The sequence below is a fragment of the Streptomyces sp. NBC_00443 genome (assembly GCF_036014175.1).
Classification (GTDB): domain Bacteria; phylum Actinomycetota; class Actinomycetes; order Streptomycetales; family Streptomycetaceae; genus Streptomyces.
The window spans coordinates 2,182,910-2,201,104 of sequence record NZ_CP107917.1 but is presented as its reverse complement, the minus strand read 5'-3'; the positions used below and the strand labels follow the sequence as shown (position 1 = coordinate 2,201,104).

The window sequence follows — 18,195 nt, the reverse complement described above, 5'->3', positions numbered from 1 at the left end:
CGCACACATTCTTCCTGGAGTTGAGACCCGTGACGGATGAGGCAAAGCTCCGCGACTACCTCAAGCGGGCCATTGCCGACGCCCGCGACGCCCGCAAGCGGCTGACCCAAGTCGAGGACAGTCAGCACGAGCCGATCGCGGTTGTGGGGATGGCGTGCCGTTTTCCGGGTGGTGTGTCGTCGCCGGAGGGGTTGTGGCGGTTGGTGGCCGGTGGGGTGGACGCGGTCAGTGGGTTTCCTTCGAATCGGGGGTGGGATCTGGAGGGGTTGTTCGATCCTGATCCGGAGCGTGTGGGGGCGAGTTATACGCGGCATGGTGGGTTTTTGCATGATGCGGATCTGTTTGATCCGGAGTTTTTCGGGATGTCGCCGCGTGAGGCGACGGCGGTGGATCCGCAGCAGCGGTTGTTGCTGGAGACGGCGTGGGAGGTGTTCGAGAGCGCGGGGGTGGATCCGGGCTCGTTGCGGGGTCGCGCACCGGCGTCTTCACCGGTGTCATGTACGGCGACTACGGCACACGCGTCGCGGACGTACCCAAGGGCATGGAGGGCTATCTCGCCAGCGGCAGCGCCGGCAGCGTCGCCTCCGGCCGCCTGTCCTACACCTTCGGCCTCGAAGGCCCGGCCGTCTCGGTGGACACGGCGTGCTCGTCGTCGCTGGTGGCTCTGCACCTGGCGGCGAATGCCCTGCGCGGCGGTGAGTGCGACCTCGCGCTCGCCGGCGGCGTGACCGTCATGTCCCGGCCCATGCCCTTCATCGAGTTCTCCCGGTTGCGTGGGCTGGCCGAGGACGGGCGGTGCAAGGCGTTCTCCGCGTCGGCGGACGGCACCGGCTGGTCGGAGGGTGTGGGGCTGCTGCTGGTGGAGCGGTTGTCGGATGCGCGGCGCAATGGGCATGCGGTGCTTGCGGTGGTGCGGGGTTCGGCCGTGAATCAGGACGGTGCGAGTAATGGGTTGACGGCGCCGAACGGTCCGTCGCAGGAGCGGGTGATTCGTCAGGCGTTGGCGAATGCGCGGCTGGGCGCGGCGGATGTGGATGTGGTGGAGGCGCACGGTACGGGTACGACGCTGGGTGATCCGATCGAGGCGCAGGCGCTGTTGAACACCTACGGTCAGGAGCGTCCGAGTGCGGATCGGCCGTTGTGGCTGGGGTCGTTGAAGTCGAACATCGGGCATGCTCAGGCCGCCGCGGGTGTGGGCGGCATCATCAAGATGGTCCAGGCGATGCGCCACGGCGTCCTGCCGAAGTCCCTGCACTGCGAGGAGCCGACCCCGGTCGTCGACTGGGAGGCGGGCGCGGTGGAGCTGCTGGCCGAGGCCCGGCCCTGGCCCGAGACCGGACGCCCCCGCCGCGCCGCCGTGTCCTCCTTCGGCTTCGGCGGCACCAACGCCCACGTCATCATCGAAGCGCCGACAGGCGACGAACCGGCCGAAACCGACAGCCCGTCCCCGACGGCAGCCCCACAGCTCACAGTCCCGCCGGCCACACCGCTGGTCCTGTCCGGCAAGAGTCCCAAGGCCCTGCGGGCGCAAGCACACAACCTGCTCACTCATCTGGAGAGCACACCCGAGACCGGTCTGCTGGACACCGCCTACACCCTGGCGACCCGCCGCGCGGTCCTGGACCACGGCGCCGCCCTCGTCGCCCACGACCGGGCGGAGCTGCTGACCGGGCTGCGCGCCTTGTCGTCCGACACAGCGTCGCCGTACGTCGCCCGCGGTGGACGCGTCTCGGGCAGGACCGCATTCCTGTTCTCCGGGCAGGGGTCCCAGCGCATCGGCATGGGCATGGAGTTGTACGCGGCGCACCCCGTCTTCGCCGAGGCGTTCGACGCGGTCGCGGCGGAGCTGGACGGCCGCCTGTCACAGCCGTTGGCGCAGATCGTGCGCACGGGTGAAGGGCTGGACGACACCGCCTTCACACAGGCCGCACTGTTCGCCGTCGAGGTCGCCCTGTACCGCCTGCTGGAGTCCTGGGGCATCCGCCCTGACTTCCTGTTGGGTCATTCGGTGGGTGAGGTGGTGGCGGCGCATGTGTCGGGGGTGTTGGGTCTGGCGGATGCGTGTGTGTTGGTGGCTGAGCGGGGTCGGTTGATGCAGTCGGCTCGTTCCGGTGGTGCGATGGCGGCGATCGAGGCGGGGGAGTTGGAGGTTGCGGCGTCGTTGGAGGGGGTGGATGCCGGTCTTGGTGTGGTGGTGGTTGCTGCGGTGAATGGTCCGTTGGCGACGGTGGTGTCGGGTGATGCCGGTGCGGTGGAGGAGGCCGTGCGGGTGTGGCGGGAGAAGGGAGTGCGGACGCGGCGGTTGGTGGTGTCGCATGCGTTTCATTCGCCGCACATGGAGGGGGTGTTGGGGGAGTTCCGGGAGGTGGCTGCGGGAATGGCGTTCGGTGTGCCGCGTATCCCGGTGGTGTCGAACGTGACGGGTGTGGTGGCGGGGGCCGAGGATCTGGCTTCGCCGGATTACTGGGCGCGTCATATCCGTGAGGCGGTGCGGTTCCATGATGGTGTGCGGTGTCTGCGGGAGCAGGGTGTGACCCGTTTCGTCGAGTTGGGTCCGGACGGCACCCTTACCGCACTGACCCAGCAAGCCCTCGACGACGACCACGGCGCCGCGATCCTGCCCACCCTGCGCCGCGACCGGCCGGAGACCGAGACCCTGGCCAGGGCCGTCGGCACGCTGCACATCTCGGGGGCGCCGGTCGACTGGCAGGCGTACTTCGCCGGAACGGCGGCCCGCCCCGTCACACTGCCGACGTACGCCTTCCAACGCGCGCGGTACTGGCTGCGCGCCGACCACGGCGCCTCCGGAGTGACAGGACCGGGCGACACGGGCCACCCGCTGCTCGGCCACCGGACGGCCGTGGCCCACACCGGCGACCTGCTCTTCACCGCCCGCATCATGCCCGACACCCACGACTGGACCGCCGACCACGCGGTCCTCGATTCCCCGGTGCTGCCTCCCGCCGCCCTGGTGGAGGCGCTGACCCGGGTGGCCGATCACGGCGACGCGGGCACCCTGCACCGTCTCACCGTGCGCAAGCCCCTGGTCCTCGCCGACGACGGAACGGCGGACCTGCAGATCGTCCTCCACACCGACGACGGTTCGGGCCGGCGCCCCTTCTCGGTCCACCTCCGCTCCGACGACGCACCGTCCCCGTGGACCTTGCACGCCGACGGCGAGCTGGCATCAGGCGACCTGCTGCCCGAGGCCGCCCGGCACGGCGCCGACCACGGCGAGGTCCGGCTGCCGGACGACCTGCTGCCCGACGCCGCCCGCTACGGACTTCACCCGGCACTGGTCGAAGAGGCCGTGCGTGACCTCCTCGGCCCGGCCCCCGCGGGCAGCACCCGGATCGCCGGCGAATGGCACGGCGTGCGCGTGCATGCCACGGGTGCCACCGCGCTGCGCGTCCTGGCCGAACCCGGCGAGGGGGACGAGGTCTCCCTGCGTCTGCTCGACAGTGCCGGCCAACCGGTGCTCACGGTCGACCGGCTCACCTTCCGCGACGTGCCCGACGACGAGTTCGCGCCGACCGGTGGCCGGGCCCTGCCGCTGTACGCCCTGGCCTGGCAGCCGCTCGACCCTCCGGCGCCCGCCGCCCTCTCCGGCGGCTGGGCGGTGATCGGCCCGCAGGACCCGTTCGGCGTGGCAGACCTCGACGCGGTCAGGTTCCCGGACGTGCCCGCGCTCGCCGCCGCCGTGCGGGACGGGGCACCGATCCACCAGCTCCTCGTCGAGTTCGACGGTGGGGCCTCCACTGCACGTCCTGCCGGGCAGGCGCTGACCCTCCTCCAGCAGTGGCTCGCCGAACCGACGCTGGACGACACCCGCCTGGTCGTTCGCACCCGGGGCGCCGTCGCCGTCGCGGCGGAAGGGGTCGCCGACCCGGACGCGGCCGCCGTCTGGGGACTGCTGAGGTCCGCTCAGGCGGAGGCTCCCGAGCGGATCGTGCTGCTCGACACCGACACCGACACCGACACCGACACCGATGCCGCTCCGCTGCCGGCCGGCGCCCTGTCCCACCTGCTGGCCTCCGGCGAACCCCAGGCCGCGCTACGCGCCGGCACCCTGTACGCGCCCCGGCTGCGGCCCGTCGCAGAGGACGCCACCCCGGACGCCGGGAGGGTCGGCGCACCCGACAAGGAGCCACACGGCACCGTGCTCGTGACCGGCGGTGCCGGACGTCTCGCCGACGTGTTCGCCCGCCGCCTGGCCGCCGAACACGGCGTGCGGCACCTCCTGATGCTGGACGACCGGGCCGAGGGCACGTGGCCCGCGCCCGAACTGCTGCGGGATCTGGACGCGTCGGGAGCCGAGGTTACGGCCGTTTCCTGCGACCTCGCCGACCGTGCGGCCCTGCGGGCGGCATTGACCGCGATACCCGAGCACCGTCCGTTGACCATGGTCGTGCACATCGCCGACCCGTCCGACGAAATCGCGCTGACCGATCTGACCGTCCAACGCCTGGACACGGTGCTGCGATACACGGCGGACACGGCCAGGCATCTGCACGAACTCACCCGCGAACTCGACCTCTCCGCCTTCGTGCTGTGCTCCTCCAGCGCGAGCACGATCGGCGTGCCCGCCCAGGCCGTCGACGCCGCGGCCGCCGCGTACCTCGACGGCCTCGCACGCCACCGCACGGCACTAGGCCTCCCCGCCACGTCCCTGGCCCTCGGGCCGTGGGCGCCGCAGGACGCCGCCGGTGACACGGCGCCCGCCGAAAACGACTCCGTACGCCTCCTGCTGCGCGGGCTGACGGTCCCGGACGCGACCAGCGCCTGCGACGCGGCGCTGCGCACCGGGCTGTCGGCGCTGCTGGCCGCGCGGCTGGACGGCACGGCGCTGCGTGCCCACGCCCACCTGCCTGCTGTACTGAGCGACCTGGTCGGGGCCACGGGCCGGGCCCGCTCGGCGGGCTCCGCCACCGACGCGTCGGCACTGCGCCTGGAGGGCCTCACCGAGCAGGAGCGGTACCAGGCCGTGCTCGACTTGGTCCGGGCCGAATCGGCCGCGGTGCTGGGCCACGCGGATGCCGGTGCCGTCGCCCCCGACCGGGCTTTTCAGGAACTCGGCTTCGACTCCATGACCGCTGTCGAACTGCGCAACCGCCTTATCTCGCGGACCGGCATCGCGCTGTCGGCCACGCTCGCCTTCGACCACCCCTCACCCGCGGCGCTCACCGAGCACGTTCTGGCGCAGCTCCTCCCGGAGCACCAGGCCGCACCCCACTCACCCGTGGATGCCGAACTGCGGCAGCTGGAAGCGCTGTTGGTGCAGGCACCCGAGGACGCGACGGAGCGCCGCGACATCGTCGTACGGCTCCAGACGCTTCTGTCCCGGTTGACCGAGGCCCACGACGAGGAGCCGTCCGCGGACCTGACGGGCCGTATCGAGGCGGCCTCGGCCGAGGAGATCTTCGCCCTCATCGACGACCAACTGGGCGGATCCGCCGACTGAGCCGGCAGATCACCGCCCCTCCGTACACAGAGGAACAAGAGGTTCCCCATGTCCACCATGTCCAACGAAGAGAAACTGCTCGACTACCTGAAGAAGGTCACCGCCGACCTGCAGAAGAGCCGTCGGCGGGTCGCCGAGCTGGAGTCCGGCAGGAACGAGCCCATTGCCATCGTCGGTATGGCCTGCCGCTTCCCCGGAGCCGAGTCGCCGGGCGACCTGTGGCAGCTGGTCATGGGCGAGACCGACGCCATCTCGGAGTTCCCCACGGACCGCGGCTGGGACCTGGACAACCTCTACGACCCGGATCCCGCCAAGCCCGGCAGGACCCATGTCCGGCACGGCGGATTCCTCAAGGACGCCACCCGGTTCGACGCCGCCTTCTTCGGGATCTCCCCCCGCGAGGCACTGGCCATGGACCCGCAGCAGCGGCTGCTGCTGGAGACGGCCTGGGAGGCGTTCGAGAGCGCCGGCATCGATCCGGCGGGCCTCAAGGGCACGCGCACCGGCGTGTTCACCGGGCTCGTCGAGCAGAGCTATCTCGGACTGCCGACCCCTGCCGAGTTCGACGGCTATCTGATGACCAGCATGCTCAGCAGCATGGCGTCGGGCCGCATCGCCTACGTCCTCGGCCTCGAAGGCCCGGCGGTCTCGGTGGACACGGCGTGCTCGTCGTCGCTGACCGCCCTGCACCTCGCGGTGCAGTCACTGCGCTCCGGAGAATGCACGCTCGCGCTGGCCGGAGCGTCGTACGTGGCCGCGAACCCTGTCGGCCACATCGACTTCTCGCAGCAGCAGGGCCTCGCCGCCGACGGGCGGTGCAAGCCGTTCTCCGCGTCGGCGGACGGCATCGGCTGGTCGGAGGGTGTGGGGTTGCTGTTGGTGGAGCGGTTGTCGGATGCGCGGCGCAATGGGCATGCGGTGCTTGCGGTGGTGCGGGGTTCGGCCGTGAATCAGGACGGTGCGAGTAATGGGTTGACGGCGCCGAACGGTCCGTCGCAGGAGCGGGTGATTCGTCAGGCGTTGGCGAATGCGCGGCTGGGCGCGGCGGATGTGGATGTGGTGGAGGCGCACGGTACGGGTACGACGTTGGGTGATCCGATCGAGGCGCAGGCGCTGTTGAACACCTACGGTCAGGAGCGTCCGAGTGCGGATCGGCCGTTGTGGCTGGGGTCGTTGAAGTCGAACATCGGGCATGCTCAGGCCGCCGCGGGTGTGGGCGGCATCATCAAGATGGTCCAGGCGATGCGCCACGGCGTCCTGCCGAAGTCCCTGCACTGCGAGGAGCCGACCCCGGTCGTCGACTGGGAGGCGGGCGCGGTGGAGCTGCTGGCCGAGGCCCGGCCCTGGCCCGAGACCGGACGCCCCCGCCGCGCCGCCGTGTCGGCGTTCGGCGCCAGCGGCACCAACGCGCACGTCATCATCGAGCAGGCGCCCGCGGACGAGACCGACGAACCCGCCTCGCCCACGCCGGCCGACGACAGGCTCACCCCACCGTGGGTGCTGTCCGCGAAGTCCACCGAAGCGCTGCGCGACCAGGCCCGCAGGCTGCTGTCCCACCTGGAGGGCGCGGCCGACGCGCGGCCGTGGGACGTGGCCTACTCCCTCGCAACCGGCCGTTCCCAACTCGGCCACCGGGCCGCCGTCATCGGCACCGGACAGGACGAGGTGCTCGCCGGTCTGCGTGCGCTGAGCACCGGCGAGAACTCTGCGCAGGTGGTCACCGGACGGGTCGCCGAACCCGGCAAGACGGTCTTCGTCTTCCCCGGCCAGGGCGGCCAGTGGCCGGGCATGGCCGTCGAACTCCTGGACAGCTCGGAGGTGTTCGCCGCGCAGATCCACGCCTGCGCCGAAGCGCTCGCGCCCTACGTCGACTGGTCCTTGGAGGACGTGCTGCGCCAGGCCGAGGGCGCACCCTCGCTCGACCGGGTCGACGTCATCCAGCCCGTGTCCTTCGCGGTGAGCGTGTCCCTGGCCGCGCTGTGGCGTGCGCACGGAGTCGAGCCCGCGGCCGTCGTCGGCTCCTCCCAGGGCGAGGTGGCCGCCGCCTACGTCAGCGGCGGACTGACGCTGGAGGACGCGGCGCGCGTGGCGGCCATCCGCAGCCAGGTCACCAGCGTCCTCGAAGGCCGCGGCGGCATCGCTTCCGTGGCCCTGTCCCGTGACGAACTCGCCCCCCGCATCGAGGGATGGGGCGACCGGCTGTCCATCGCGGTCGTCAACGGTCCCGGGTCCACGGTCGTGTCCGGCGACCACGAGGCGCTGGAGAAGTTTGTCGAGGAGTGCAAGGCCGAAGGCATCCGCACCCGCCGCTTCCACGCCGACTACGCCTCCCACTCCGCCCAGGTCGAGGAGATCCGCGACCGGCTGCTGCACGACCTGGCATCGATACGTCCCCGGCAGGGCACGGTGCCCTTCTACTCCACGGTCACCGCCGGCCCGCTGGACACCACCGAACTCGGCGCCGAGTACTGGTACCGGAACCTGCGCCGGCCCGTGGAGTTCGAGGAGACGACCCGCACCCTGGTCGGCCACGGACACCACACCTTCGTCGAGGTCGGGCCCCATCCGGTGCTGGCCCCCGTTCTGGAGGACAGCCTCGACAACGCCGTCGTCGTCGGCACCCTGCGACGCGAGTCGGGCGGCCTGACGCAGTTCCTGACCTCGCTGGCCAAGCTGCACGTAGGCGGCGGAACCGTCGACTGGCACACCATCTTCGCCGGGCACGACGTGCATCGCGTGCCCCTGCCCACCTACGCCTTCCAGCGCGAGCGCCACTGGTACGAGGCGTCCGTGGCCGCCGGCGACACGGGCCGCCTGGGCGTGGCCGCGGCCGACCACCCGCTGCTCGGCGCCGCCGTCGCCGTGGCCGCGTCCGGCGAGACCCTCCTCACCGGCAGGCTCTCGGCGCGCACTCACCCCTGGCTGGCCGAGCACACCCTGCACGACGCGACGGTGGCGGCACCCGCCGTGCTGGCCGAACTGGCGGTGCGGGCCGGCGACGAACTGAGCCTTGACGCCGTCGACGAACTCACCCTCCACGAGCCCTTGGTGCTTCCCGAACGGCAGGGAATACAGATCCAGATCGCCGTGGCCGACGAGGATTCATCCGACGCGCGCGCCTTCACGGTGCACGCCCGGCCCGACGGCGGGGACGTGACCTGGCAGCGCATCGCCTCCGGCCGGCTCGGCAGGCACGGCACCGGCGGCGCCGACGAGCTGAGCCAATGGCCGCCGGCCGGCGCCCGGGCGCTCTCGCCGGACGACATCCGCGAGCAGCTCGGCGACGGCCACCCGACCTCCGTATGGCGCCGCGGCGACGAGGTGTACGCGGAGGTCCGGCTGCCCGACGAACTGCAGCGCCAAGCCGAGGACTTCGCCCTCCACCCGGTATTGCTGCAGGCCGCGCTGCGGCTGCTGCCGCTCGCCGTGGACCCGGACGGAGCGGCCGGGGCGTGGCTCGCCACCCACTGGCGTGGCTTCCACCTGCACACCACCGGCGCCGCCGCCCTGCGGGTACGCATCCGCCCCCTGGGGTCCGACACCGTGACCGTGACCGTCGCCGACCAGCAAGGACGGCCGCTGGCCACGATCGAATCGCTCACCGCGCGCGCCGTCACCCCCCGCGAACTCGGCCGCAGTGCGGCCCGTGTGCAGGACGACCTGCTGCGCGTCGGCTGGCGGCACCTCCGGCTCACCAGCGACAAGGAGCCCCTGACCCTGGTGCAACTGGACACCGACCGCTTCGACGCGGCACCGGCGGCAGACCTGGACGCCGTCGGCACGGCCGTCGCCGGGCCCCGTCCCCCGGCCGCCGTGCTCTCCTGGCACTCCGCACCCGCGGACGGTGACCCCGTGCGCGCCGTGTACGACGCCACGCACCGGGCCCTGGAACTGGTCCGGCGCTGGCTCGCCGACGACCGGCTGGAGAACGTGCCGCTGGTCCTGGTCACCCAGGGCGCCGTCGCGGTCGGCGACGAGAACGTCACCGATCTCGCGGCCGGGGCCGTGTGGGGCCTGCTCCGCTCCGCGCAGGCGGAGTCGCCCGGCCGGTTCGTCCTCGTCGACATCGACGGTGACGAGGCCTCCCGCGCGGCACTGCCCGCTCTCATCCGCGCCGGCCAGGCCCAAGCCGCCCTCCGCGCCGGCCGGGCCCTCGTCCCGCGCGTGGCACGCGTCGACGAACCGGCCGCCGACACCGTGCCCGGCGGCACCTGGAACCCGGACGGAACCGTTCTGATCACCGGTGGCACCGGCACCCTGGGCGCCCTGTTCGCCCGGCACCTGGTCGTCGAACACGGCGTACGGCATCTGCTGCTGACCAGCCGCAGCGGGCCCGCCGCGCCCGGCGCCGGCGACCTGCGTGACGCGCTCACCGCACTGGGCGCCGAGGTCACCGTCGCCTCCTGCGACACCGCCGACCGGGAAGCCCTCGCCGAACTGCTCGCGACCATCCCCGCCGACCGGCCCCTGACCGGTGTCGCGCACGCGGCGGGTGTCCTCAGCGACGGCCTCATCACCGCGCTGAGTCCCGAACGGCTCGACGCCGTGCTGCGCCCCAAGGTCGACGCCGCCTGGCATCTGCACGACCTCACGCGGGACCTCGACCTCTCGGCGTTCGTGCTGTTCTCCTCGCTCTCCGGGGTGATCGGCAGCGCGGGCCAGTCCAACTACGCCGCCGCCAACTCCTTCCTCGACTCGCTGGCCCTGCACCGCAAGGCCCTCGGGCTGCCGGCGACCTCCGTGGCCTGGGGCCTGTGGGAGCAGCTGAGCACGATGGCCGCCGGCCTCGACGAGGCGGACGTGGACCGCATCGTCCGCTCCGGTTTCGGCCTCGTGGCCTCCGACCGGGGGCCCGCCACCCTGGACCTCGCGCTTCGCCTCGGCCACGCCACTCTGGTCGGCGTCCCCGTGGACGTGGCCACGCTGCGCGAACACCCCACCCGAGCCCCCCTGCTCTTCGCGGACCTGGCCCGCACCCCACTGCGCCGCAGCGCACACGACGGCGGCTTCGGTGCGGCCTCGCTGGCCACCCTCCTGCAGGGACGCTCCGAAGAGGAGCGGTACCACATCGTCCTGGACCTGGTCCGCGCCGAGGTGGCCGCGGTACTCGGCCACCCCGACCCCGGCGCCATCGGCGCGGAGCATCGTTTCACCGAGCTGGGCTTCGACTCGCTCACCTCCGTCGAACTCCGCAACCGCCTGAGCGAAGCGGTGGGCAGCCGGATGCCGGCCAGCCTCGTCTTCGACCGGCCCACCCCCGGTCTGCTCGCCGCCCACCTGTGCGCCGAGGTGCTGCCCGGCGGAGACCCGGCGTCGGCGCCGGCGCCTGAGACCGACTTCGCCGCGGAGATCACCCTTGCGGAGGACATCCGACCCGCCGACGAGGTGGTCCGCGTCACCAGGAACCCCCGGGAGGCGCTGCTCACCGGAGCCACCGGCTTCCTCGGCGCCTTCCTGCTGCGCGATCTCATGGCGACGACCGAGGCGACCGTGCACTGCCTGGTCCGGGCCGCCGACGAGGACGAGGGACTGCGGCGCCTGAAGGCCAACCTCGAGTGGTACCGCATCTGGGACGAGGTCGACCCGGACCGGCTCCGCGTCGTCCTGGGCGACCTGGCAGCACCCCGGCTCGGGCTGGACGAGGACCACTTCGACCGGCTTGCCCGGACCGTCGACGCCGTCTACCACGCCGGGGCGGCGGTCAACTGGATCCAGCCGTACTCCACGCTGGGCGCGGCGAACGTCGCCGGCACGCAGGAACTGCTGCGGCTCGCCGCCCGGCACCGCACCGTGCCCCTGCACCACGTCTCGACCACCGGCGTCTTCCCGGGGCCCGTGACAAGGGGCGTGCCCCTGGAGGTGAGCGACCCGACCGGACCCGGCCGGGCACTGCCCAACGGCTACACGCAGAGCAAGTGGGTGGCCGAGCAGATCATCGACCTCGCACGCGACCGGGGACTGCCGGTGAACGTCTACCGCGTCGACCAGGTCGCAGGAGACCAGGCCAACGGCGCCTGCCAGACCCGGGACTTCGTGTGGCTGACCGTCAAGGGCATCCTCCAGGCGGGCAGTGCCCCGCGGGACCTGCCCGGCGTGTTCCGGCTGATGCCGGTCGACTACGCCAGTGCCGCCCTGGTGGCCCTGTCGCGTGCGGAGTCCGCCGCGGGGGGCACCTTCCACCTCTACAACGACAGCCACGTGACGCTGGAGCGGATCGTGAGCCGGCTGCGTATCGCCGGCTATCAGGTGACCGAGATCGCCCAGTCAGCCTGGTTCGACCTGATCAAGGCAGGCGCGGACAACGCCATCGCCCCCCTGCTGGACGCCGTCGAACTGCTCATCGAGGACAGTGAGTCCTTCTACCCTGCGATCTCCACCACCCGCACGACCACCGCCCTCGCCGGCACCGGCATCGACTGCCCTCCCGTCTCGGACGAACTCCTCGACACCTACATCGAGTTCTTCGCGCGAAGCGGCTACTTTCCGGCCACCGTACAAGGCTGACGCCCCGCTGGGTGGCAGGTCACGGAACGGACCGGGTTCGCCGAATTACCGCGCCGTGAGTGCCGCCCGGAAAACTCACGGGTGCCATCGAAACGAGGAGACAGCATGACCCGTACGGATATCGAAGCCGCATCCGTCCTGGAGGCGGTGCGGGCAGTGGTGCCGACACTCCGGGAAAACGGAAAGGATGGTGAGGATCGCCGCTGGATCGCCGACGACAACGTCGAAGTCCTGGCCAAGGCAGGCGTTTTCAGGACCGGTGTGCCCAAGCGGTTCGGGGGCCTGGAATTCTCCGTACCCCAGCAGATCGATCTGCTCCTCGAGATTTCCCGTGGCTGCGGATCCACCGGCTGGGTGTGCGAGGGCTGGATCACCGGGGCCTGGATGATCCGGCTCTTCTCCGAACAGGCACAGCAGGAGGTGTACGCCGGCGGCAGCGCCCGTGTCTCCGGCGGCTTCACGCCGTCCGGCACGCTCGTGCCGACCGAGGGCGGTTACCTCCTCAACGGCCGCTGGAGGTTCACCACCGGCTGTCGCGGCGCCGACTGGAACCTGGCCGCCACCAACCTTCAGCTGCCCGACGGTTCGGTGCGCCAGGCCCTGACGGTGCTGCCGATCGACGCCCTCACCCTCGAGGACGACTGGCACACCATGGCGGCCGCCGGCACCGGCAGTTCGACGACCGTCGCCACCGACGTCTTCGTCCCCGAACACCGCGTCGTCGACATGGAGGAAGCCTTCAGCGCGGGTGGCGGCAGCGGCAGCGGCCCTGGTGAGGGCCGGGACTACGGGCTGATCAGCGTCGTCATGGCAGAGTCCACCGCCACCCTGATCGGCATGGCCCAAGGGGCTTACGAGCTGTTCCTCGAGCGGGTGCACCGGCCGATCTCCTACACGCCGTGGCAGGACCAGGCCGAACACCCCCTCACCCAGGTCCAGGTGGCCACCGCCGCCGCCCAGATCGCCGCGGCACGGGCACTGCTCGCCGGCCAGGCCGACGTTGTCCAGCGGCGCGCCGACGCAGGGGAGAAGCTCACCCCCGAGGAACGGGCCACTCTGCGGGGCACCTGCGGCTACGCGGTGCAGCTGGCCAAGGAGGCCACCCACGCGCTGTTCACCGCCAGCGGCGCCTCGGCGATCCAGCGCAGCCTGCCCATCCAGCGGTTCTTCCGTGACGTGCAGGGCATCTCGATGCACGCCATGATGACGCCCGACGCCAACCTGGAGGTGTACGGGCGGGTACTGCTCGGCCTGGAGCCGAACACGCCGTTCCTCTGACGCCGGGGGCACCACTGATGAGGCGGCCTCCACGACCTCCTGTCGTGGAGGCCGCCTCATGTGTCGTACACCCGCCGCGAGGCACCCCGCACCAGCTGCGCAGCACCCTGGACGCGCCCGCATCGCTGCACGACATGACGAAACGCCCGTACCACGTGGTGGTACGGGCGTCCGGTGTCGTCACTCAGGCCGAATCCAGCACGGCGACGGCCGCGCCCGGGCAGCAGGCGGCCACGTCCTCGGCGAACTCGATGTCGTCGGCCTCGGTGAGGTCACCCCGCACCGGATCGCCCAGGCCCTCCTCGGTGAGCCGGAACAGAGCTGGATGCATGGCGGCGCACAGCCCGGAGGCCACACACGCCTTCTGGTCGACTCGAAGTATCGCCACGATGTCCCCTTCCGAGGCCGCTCACCGCTTCCCGTCGCCGTGCGGATGGACCGGGAACGACGTGATGCTGCGCACCAGCCACATCTCGTCGTAGCGCAGCTCCTCGGCGGGCACCGCGAGGCTCATGTCGGGGAACCGCCGCATGATCGCGGGGATGGCGACCGCCGCCTCCAGCCGGGCGAGGGCGGCGCCCAGACAGTTGTGCAAGCCGTGCCCCAGCCCTACGTGCCGAGGGCCGGTACGGGTGATGTCGAGCCGATCGGCATCCGGCCAGCGGCGCGGATCCCTGTTGGCAGACCCGACAGCGGGTATTACCGGCGCGCCTGCGGGCAGTGACACCCCGGCGAACTCCAGGTCCTCCTTGGCGAAGCGGAAGAAGCCCACCGCAACACCGCCGTTGAAGCGCAGGAACTCCTCCACCGCCGTGTCCTTCAGATCGGGACGCTCAAGGAGCAGCCTGCGCTGGTCGGGCCGTTCCAGCAAGGAGAGGATGGACGTCCCGATCAGGTTCCGGGTGGTGTCCAGGCCGGCCATGATCAACACGGCGACCATGGCGACGAGTTCGGTCTCGTCGAGACGGTCCTCGCCGTCCCGAGCCTCGATCAGCGCGGACGCCAGATCGTCCGCGGGGTTGCGGCGCTTGTGGGCGATGAGTCCGCGGCCGTACTCCACGATCTCCTCGAACGCCCGCCGATTTGCGTCCTCGTCCTCCGGATCGGTGTGGAACGCGCGCTCGATGGCATGGATCATCTCGTTGAAGCCCTCGAGCGGGAAGCCGAGGATGTTGCCCATCAACGCCGCCGGGATCGCGCCCGCGTAGTCCATGACATCGGGCTGGTCCTGCTTCTCCAGGCGATCCAGCTCCGCCTCGACCACCTCGTGGGTGGGCTCCTCCCACTCTGCGATGCGCCGCGGCGTGAAGGTGCTCATGGCCAGTCGGCGCACACGCGTGTGATCCGGCGGATCGAGCATCGTGATGATCCGCTCGATCGCCGTGCCCTTGCCCACCGCCATTCCGCCGTCGACGAACTCTTTGCTCGCCCAGGCCGGGTTGGTGCTGAACCGAGGATCCCCCAGGAGCTGCTGTACATCGTCGAAGCGCGTGGCTATCCACAGCGGAATGTCGCCGACGGGAAAGCGGAACTGGTGCATCGGAGAATTCTCGCGAAGCCATTCCAGCGTGGGATACGGGTTTTGGTAGTACTCGTATCCGAAAAGTTCGGTGGGCGGTGCTGGTGCCGTCATTGAATAGCCTCTCGCCTGGGTTGGGGACACATGTGCCCGAGCCGACCGGAAACCGGTGAACACGCTAGGGCGGGCGGCCCAGGGCACAGTCACGCGTCGGTAATCAGGTGGCCGCGCGCCCGTCCGGGCGGCGCCGGCTCAAATCACCCGCCGAGGATTTCGGCCACCTGGGCCGCCGCGGTGAATCCGGTCTCGATGGCACCGTCCATGAACCCGTGCCAGCCGTTGGCTATGTCGCCGGTGGCGAACGCCACCCGGCCCCGGGGCTGCTGGACCGACCTGAGCGGACCGGTCAGCACCCCGGGCCGCCGTACCGCCCAGCCGCCACGGGAGTACGGGTCACGGCCCCAGTGCTGGGCCTTCACCGCCACGACCTCGATGCCGGGCACGGCCTTGCGCAACTCGGCCTGCAACGCTGCGGTGTTGGTCGGGTCGAAGGCGGAGTTGGCCGAGAAACCGATCATGATGTTGCCGTCCGCACGTTCCTTGAAGGGCACCACGTTCAGCAAGGGCGCGCCGGCCTGGCCCTCCACGTAGAAGCGGCCGAGGTCCGCGCCCCGCACGTGCATGAGGAACTTCTGGGAGGTCCGTACGCCCATGCCGTCCGTGGACAGCCTGGTGTACTCGGCGGGCAGCCCCGGGGTGAAGGCGATGGTGTTCCAGGTGTTCACGGGCACGGCGACGACCACGGCGCGCGCGGTGTACGTCTTGCCGGCACGCGTGGTCACCTTCACCTTGCGACCGTCGTCCGTGACGGACGCCACCGGCGAGCGCAGCATCGGTGTGACCCGGGAGTCGTCGAGGATCGCCTTGACCAGGGCGGTGGACCCCGCTTCCGGGCGGTCGGTATTGACGCTCATGTAACCGTCGAAGCTCCAGCCGGACAGCGACCACCAGTGGGCGACGCAAGCGAGACCGATCGTCGACGCCGAACCGGTCAGCCCACCGACGGTGTTGCTGATCAGTAGTTCGTCGTCCGCGCTGTAACGCAACTGGTCGAGCCGGTCACGCATCGACAGGGCGTCGACCGGACGCACCAGGTTCTCGCGATAAAGCGGCTCGAAGGGACGGGGGAAGTAATCGCGCGAACCGTCGAAGAACGGGGTGATCAGTTCCGACTGGCGGGCGTACACCTCCGCGGGGGGCATCTCACGAAAGCCGGTCGCTGTGGGCAGGAAGGCACGGGTCGGCGCGGCGTCCGAGACGATACGCATGCCGTACCGCTCGATCTCCGCCCAGACGTGCTTCTGCTTGCGGTCGACCCAGGTTCCCCCCATTTCGACCTGCTCGCCGACGAACGAGGAGGTCCACACGCGGCCGCCGACGCGGTCACGGGCCTCCAGTACCCGCACGCTCAGTCCCTTGGCCGTGAGTTCCCGGGCGGCGGTGGCACCCGCGAAACCCGCACCGATGACGACGACATCCGTGGGCGCGTCCTCGGGACCGTCGGCACGGGCGGTGTTCAACGCGGCGGCGCCGAGTCCGGCCACCAGCGCGGTGGCCCCGGTGGCCTTCAGAACCATTCGGCGCGAGGCCGCATGCCTTGGTCCGGAACCGGGCAGCTTGTCTTCAGCGTTCATGGTGCCTTCCTTGATGACCCCGTTCCAAGACGACGGGGAGAGGTGGCGAGCCTGTGTGGACGACGTGATGTCCCGACGCGAGCTGCGGCCGAATGCACCTGCGTCGGGCATCGCGTGTGTGTGAGGGGATCCGCGTCAGCACGTTGCTCGTCACCGGGGCGGGGACCAGGAGACGGACGCGACGGGCGGCCGTATGGAACACGTCGGAACGGCGGTCACCCGCGCAGGGGTGGGTTCCGGACATGGTGAACGGCGCGTTGGACACGGACTGTCGGGTCGGGCGGCGGCGACACGCCGTCCGCGCATGCTGTCAGAGGTGCTGGACCGCAGCCCGTGGCGCGCAGGTCGAGACCATGGCTGTCCTGTCTCCCTTCAATTCCCCCGTTGGCACCCGTGCGCGGACCCGCGCCGGTGGGCACGAGAACACGGGGCGACCCCGTCGGCTTGCATCGCGCCGCAGGATCCGAACCCACCTTACGGGTGAGGAATTCGGCCATTGCCATCGTGCGGTAACGGCCCGGTAATCGAGGGACACCCTGGCTCAGGAGCGACCGGTGCTCGTCAACGCCGCGCGCGTGGACCGGCCCAGTTCACGTGCCAGGGAGTGGAGGTGCTCGGGAGCGTCCGCGGGGTGCGGACGCTCGGCCAGGACGAGGACGAGACATTCCAGGACCAGCGCGGACACCAGTGCCCGGTGCCGAGCCGACAGCTTCGTTCGCCCGTCTCGGACGGCGGAGCGTTCCGCCGTGCCTCGCCTGGCGTCGAGCGTGCCGAGCAGCACCCTGCGGGCCTCGTGGGAGAGGGCCGAGCGCAGGGTGCTGTCACGGCGTTCCGCCGTGGTGAGCGCGCGGGCGAGAGACGCCTCGAAAGCGGTCAGCACGGCGGTCGCGAAGGGAGCGGCCGGCTCTGTTTCCGACACTCTCCGGCCGGCGGGCGGGGGGCCGGTGACGGTACGTCCGGCGGACGAGCGGTCGGCTGCCGTGCGGTCGCGCTGTGCCGTTGCCCGCGCCAGCCCCTCGGTGAGAGCCTCGGTGAACCAGCGCCCCGCGGCGGCCGCGTCCACCACGCCGAGGCTGTCCTCGGCTTCGGTCCCGGTACGCATTGGCTGCTCATCCCCCCGCGGCGGTCACTCAGTGACGGGACATGGTGTGTTGGAACCGGCCACCGAAGAAGAGCAGACCGTCACCGGTCGATCCGCTGCGCGCGCCGGCCACGTCCCCGATGAATATCGAGTGGTCCCCCGAGTCGTGGAACTCTGACAGCTCGCACTCCAGCCAGGCCAGCGCGCCCCGCAACAGCGGCGCCCGCGTCAGCGGGCCGGGCTCCCAGTCGACCCCGTCGAACTGCTCGGCACCCAACGGCCGGTTCTTGTCCGCGAAGTGACGTGCCAGGCCCTCGTGGTCCGCGCTGAGGACCGACACACCGAAACGTCGCTCGGCCGTGATCGCCTTGTGCATCACCGCGCTGTGGGACACACAGCACAGCACGGTGGGCGGAGTGAGGGAGACGGAGCTGAAGGCGTTGGCGGTCATCGCGTGGATGTGGTCGCCGCCGACGCTCAAGACGACGACACCGGTCGCGAACCGCGACATCGCCTCGCGCAGCTCGATCGGCGTCGCCCGGAGCGCCTCGGCGCCCTCCGAGGCGGTCGTGGAACTCATCCTGAAACCTCCGGGAGACTGAGACTGAGACTGAGACTGAGACTGAGACTGAGACGAGGAACGTGGGGAGCGGTGCCG

Annotated in this window: 8 protein-coding genes and 1 pseudogene; 4 read left to right on the top strand and 5 right to left on the bottom strand. The window is 71.1% G+C overall.

The genetic code is table 11. The features are described 5' to 3' along the window. Positions 1-29 precede the first annotated feature (29 nt). The 4 genes and pseudogenes from OHO27_RS43105 to OHO27_RS09775 form a co-directional block, all read left to right on the top strand. A pseudogene (locus OHO27_RS43105) lies at positions 30-1,201 on the top strand (beta-ketoacyl synthase N-terminal-like domain-containing protein); the annotation flags it as partial. A 9-nt stretch (positions 1,202-1,210) separates the two neighbouring features. Continuing rightward, entirely contained in the window at positions 1,211-5,461 is a 4,251-nt protein-coding gene (locus tag OHO27_RS09785; protein ID WP_443059698.1) for an acyltransferase domain-containing protein, read from the top strand. Between the two features lie 48 nt (positions 5,462-5,509). After that, a complete protein-coding gene (locus OHO27_RS09780; RefSeq protein ID WP_443059531.1) occupies positions 5,510-11,965 on the top strand; it encodes a type I polyketide synthase in 6,456 nt (2,151 codons plus the stop codon). Between the two features lie 105 nt (positions 11,966-12,070). Next, a complete protein-coding gene (locus tag OHO27_RS09775; protein ID WP_328422304.1) occupies positions 12,071-13,243 on the top strand; it encodes an acyl-CoA dehydrogenase family protein in 1,173 nt (390 codons plus the stop codon). A gap of 184 nt (positions 13,244-13,427) precedes the next feature. Here the strand turns inward: OHO27_RS09775 and OHO27_RS09770 are convergent, their stop codons facing one another. The 5 genes from OHO27_RS09770 to OHO27_RS09750 form a co-directional block, all read right to left on the bottom strand. Beyond that, positions 13,428-13,631, bottom strand: coding sequence for a ferredoxin (locus OHO27_RS09770; RefSeq protein WP_328422302.1), 204 nt, complete (start codon positions 13,629-13,631; stop codon positions 13,428-13,430). A gap of 21 nt (positions 13,632-13,652) precedes the next feature. Then, a complete protein-coding gene (locus tag OHO27_RS09765) occupies positions 13,653-14,783 on the bottom strand; it encodes a cytochrome P450 (protein WP_328422300.1) in 1,131 nt (376 codons plus the stop codon). A gap of 236 nt (positions 14,784-15,019) precedes the next feature. After that, complete coding sequence (locus tag OHO27_RS09760) at positions 15,020-16,456, bottom strand: flavin monoamine oxidase family protein (RefSeq protein ID WP_328422298.1); 1,437 nt, start codon at positions 16,454-16,456, stop codon at positions 15,020-15,022. Between the two features lie 541 nt (positions 16,457-16,997). Beyond that, the gene (locus tag OHO27_RS09755; protein WP_328422296.1) at positions 16,998-17,558 is read right to left on the bottom strand and encodes a hypothetical protein; all 561 of its coding nucleotides are present in this window, start codon (positions 17,556-17,558) and stop codon (positions 16,998-17,000) included. A gap of 28 nt (positions 17,559-17,586) precedes the next feature. Then, entirely contained in the window at positions 17,587-18,117 is a 531-nt protein-coding gene (locus OHO27_RS09750; protein ID WP_328422294.1) for a flavin reductase family protein, read from the bottom strand. Between the last annotated feature and the right edge of the window lie 78 nt (positions 18,118-18,195).

What these genes read in the sequence shown, in the direction of transcription:
- OHO27_RS09755 (WP_328422296.1), bottom strand. Translation starts at nt 17,558, where the DNA reads ATGCGTACCGGGACCGAAGCCGAGGACAGCCTCGGCGTGGTGGACGCG.
- OHO27_RS09750 (WP_328422294.1), bottom strand. Translation starts at nt 18,117, where the DNA reads ATGAGTTCCACGACCGCCTCGGAGGGCGCCGAGGCGCTCCGGGCGACG.
- OHO27_RS09775 (WP_328422304.1), top strand. Translation starts at nt 12,071, where the DNA reads ATGACCCGTACGGATATCGAAGCCGCATCCGTCCTGGAGGCGGTGCGG.
- OHO27_RS09785 (WP_443059698.1), top strand. Translation starts at nt 1,211, where the DNA reads ATGGTCCAGGCGATGCGCCACGGCGTCCTGCCGAAGTCCCTGCACTGC.
- OHO27_RS09760 (WP_328422298.1), bottom strand. Translation starts at nt 16,456, where the DNA reads ATGAACGCTGAAGACAAGCTGCCCGGTTCCGGACCAAGGCATGCGGCC.
- OHO27_RS09765 (WP_328422300.1), bottom strand. Translation starts at nt 14,783, where the DNA reads ATGCACCAGTTCCGCTTTCCCGTCGGCGACATTCCGCTGTGGATAGCC.
- OHO27_RS09780 (WP_443059531.1), top strand. Translation starts at nt 5,510, where the DNA reads ATGTCCACCATGTCCAACGAAGAGAAACTGCTCGACTACCTGAAGAAG.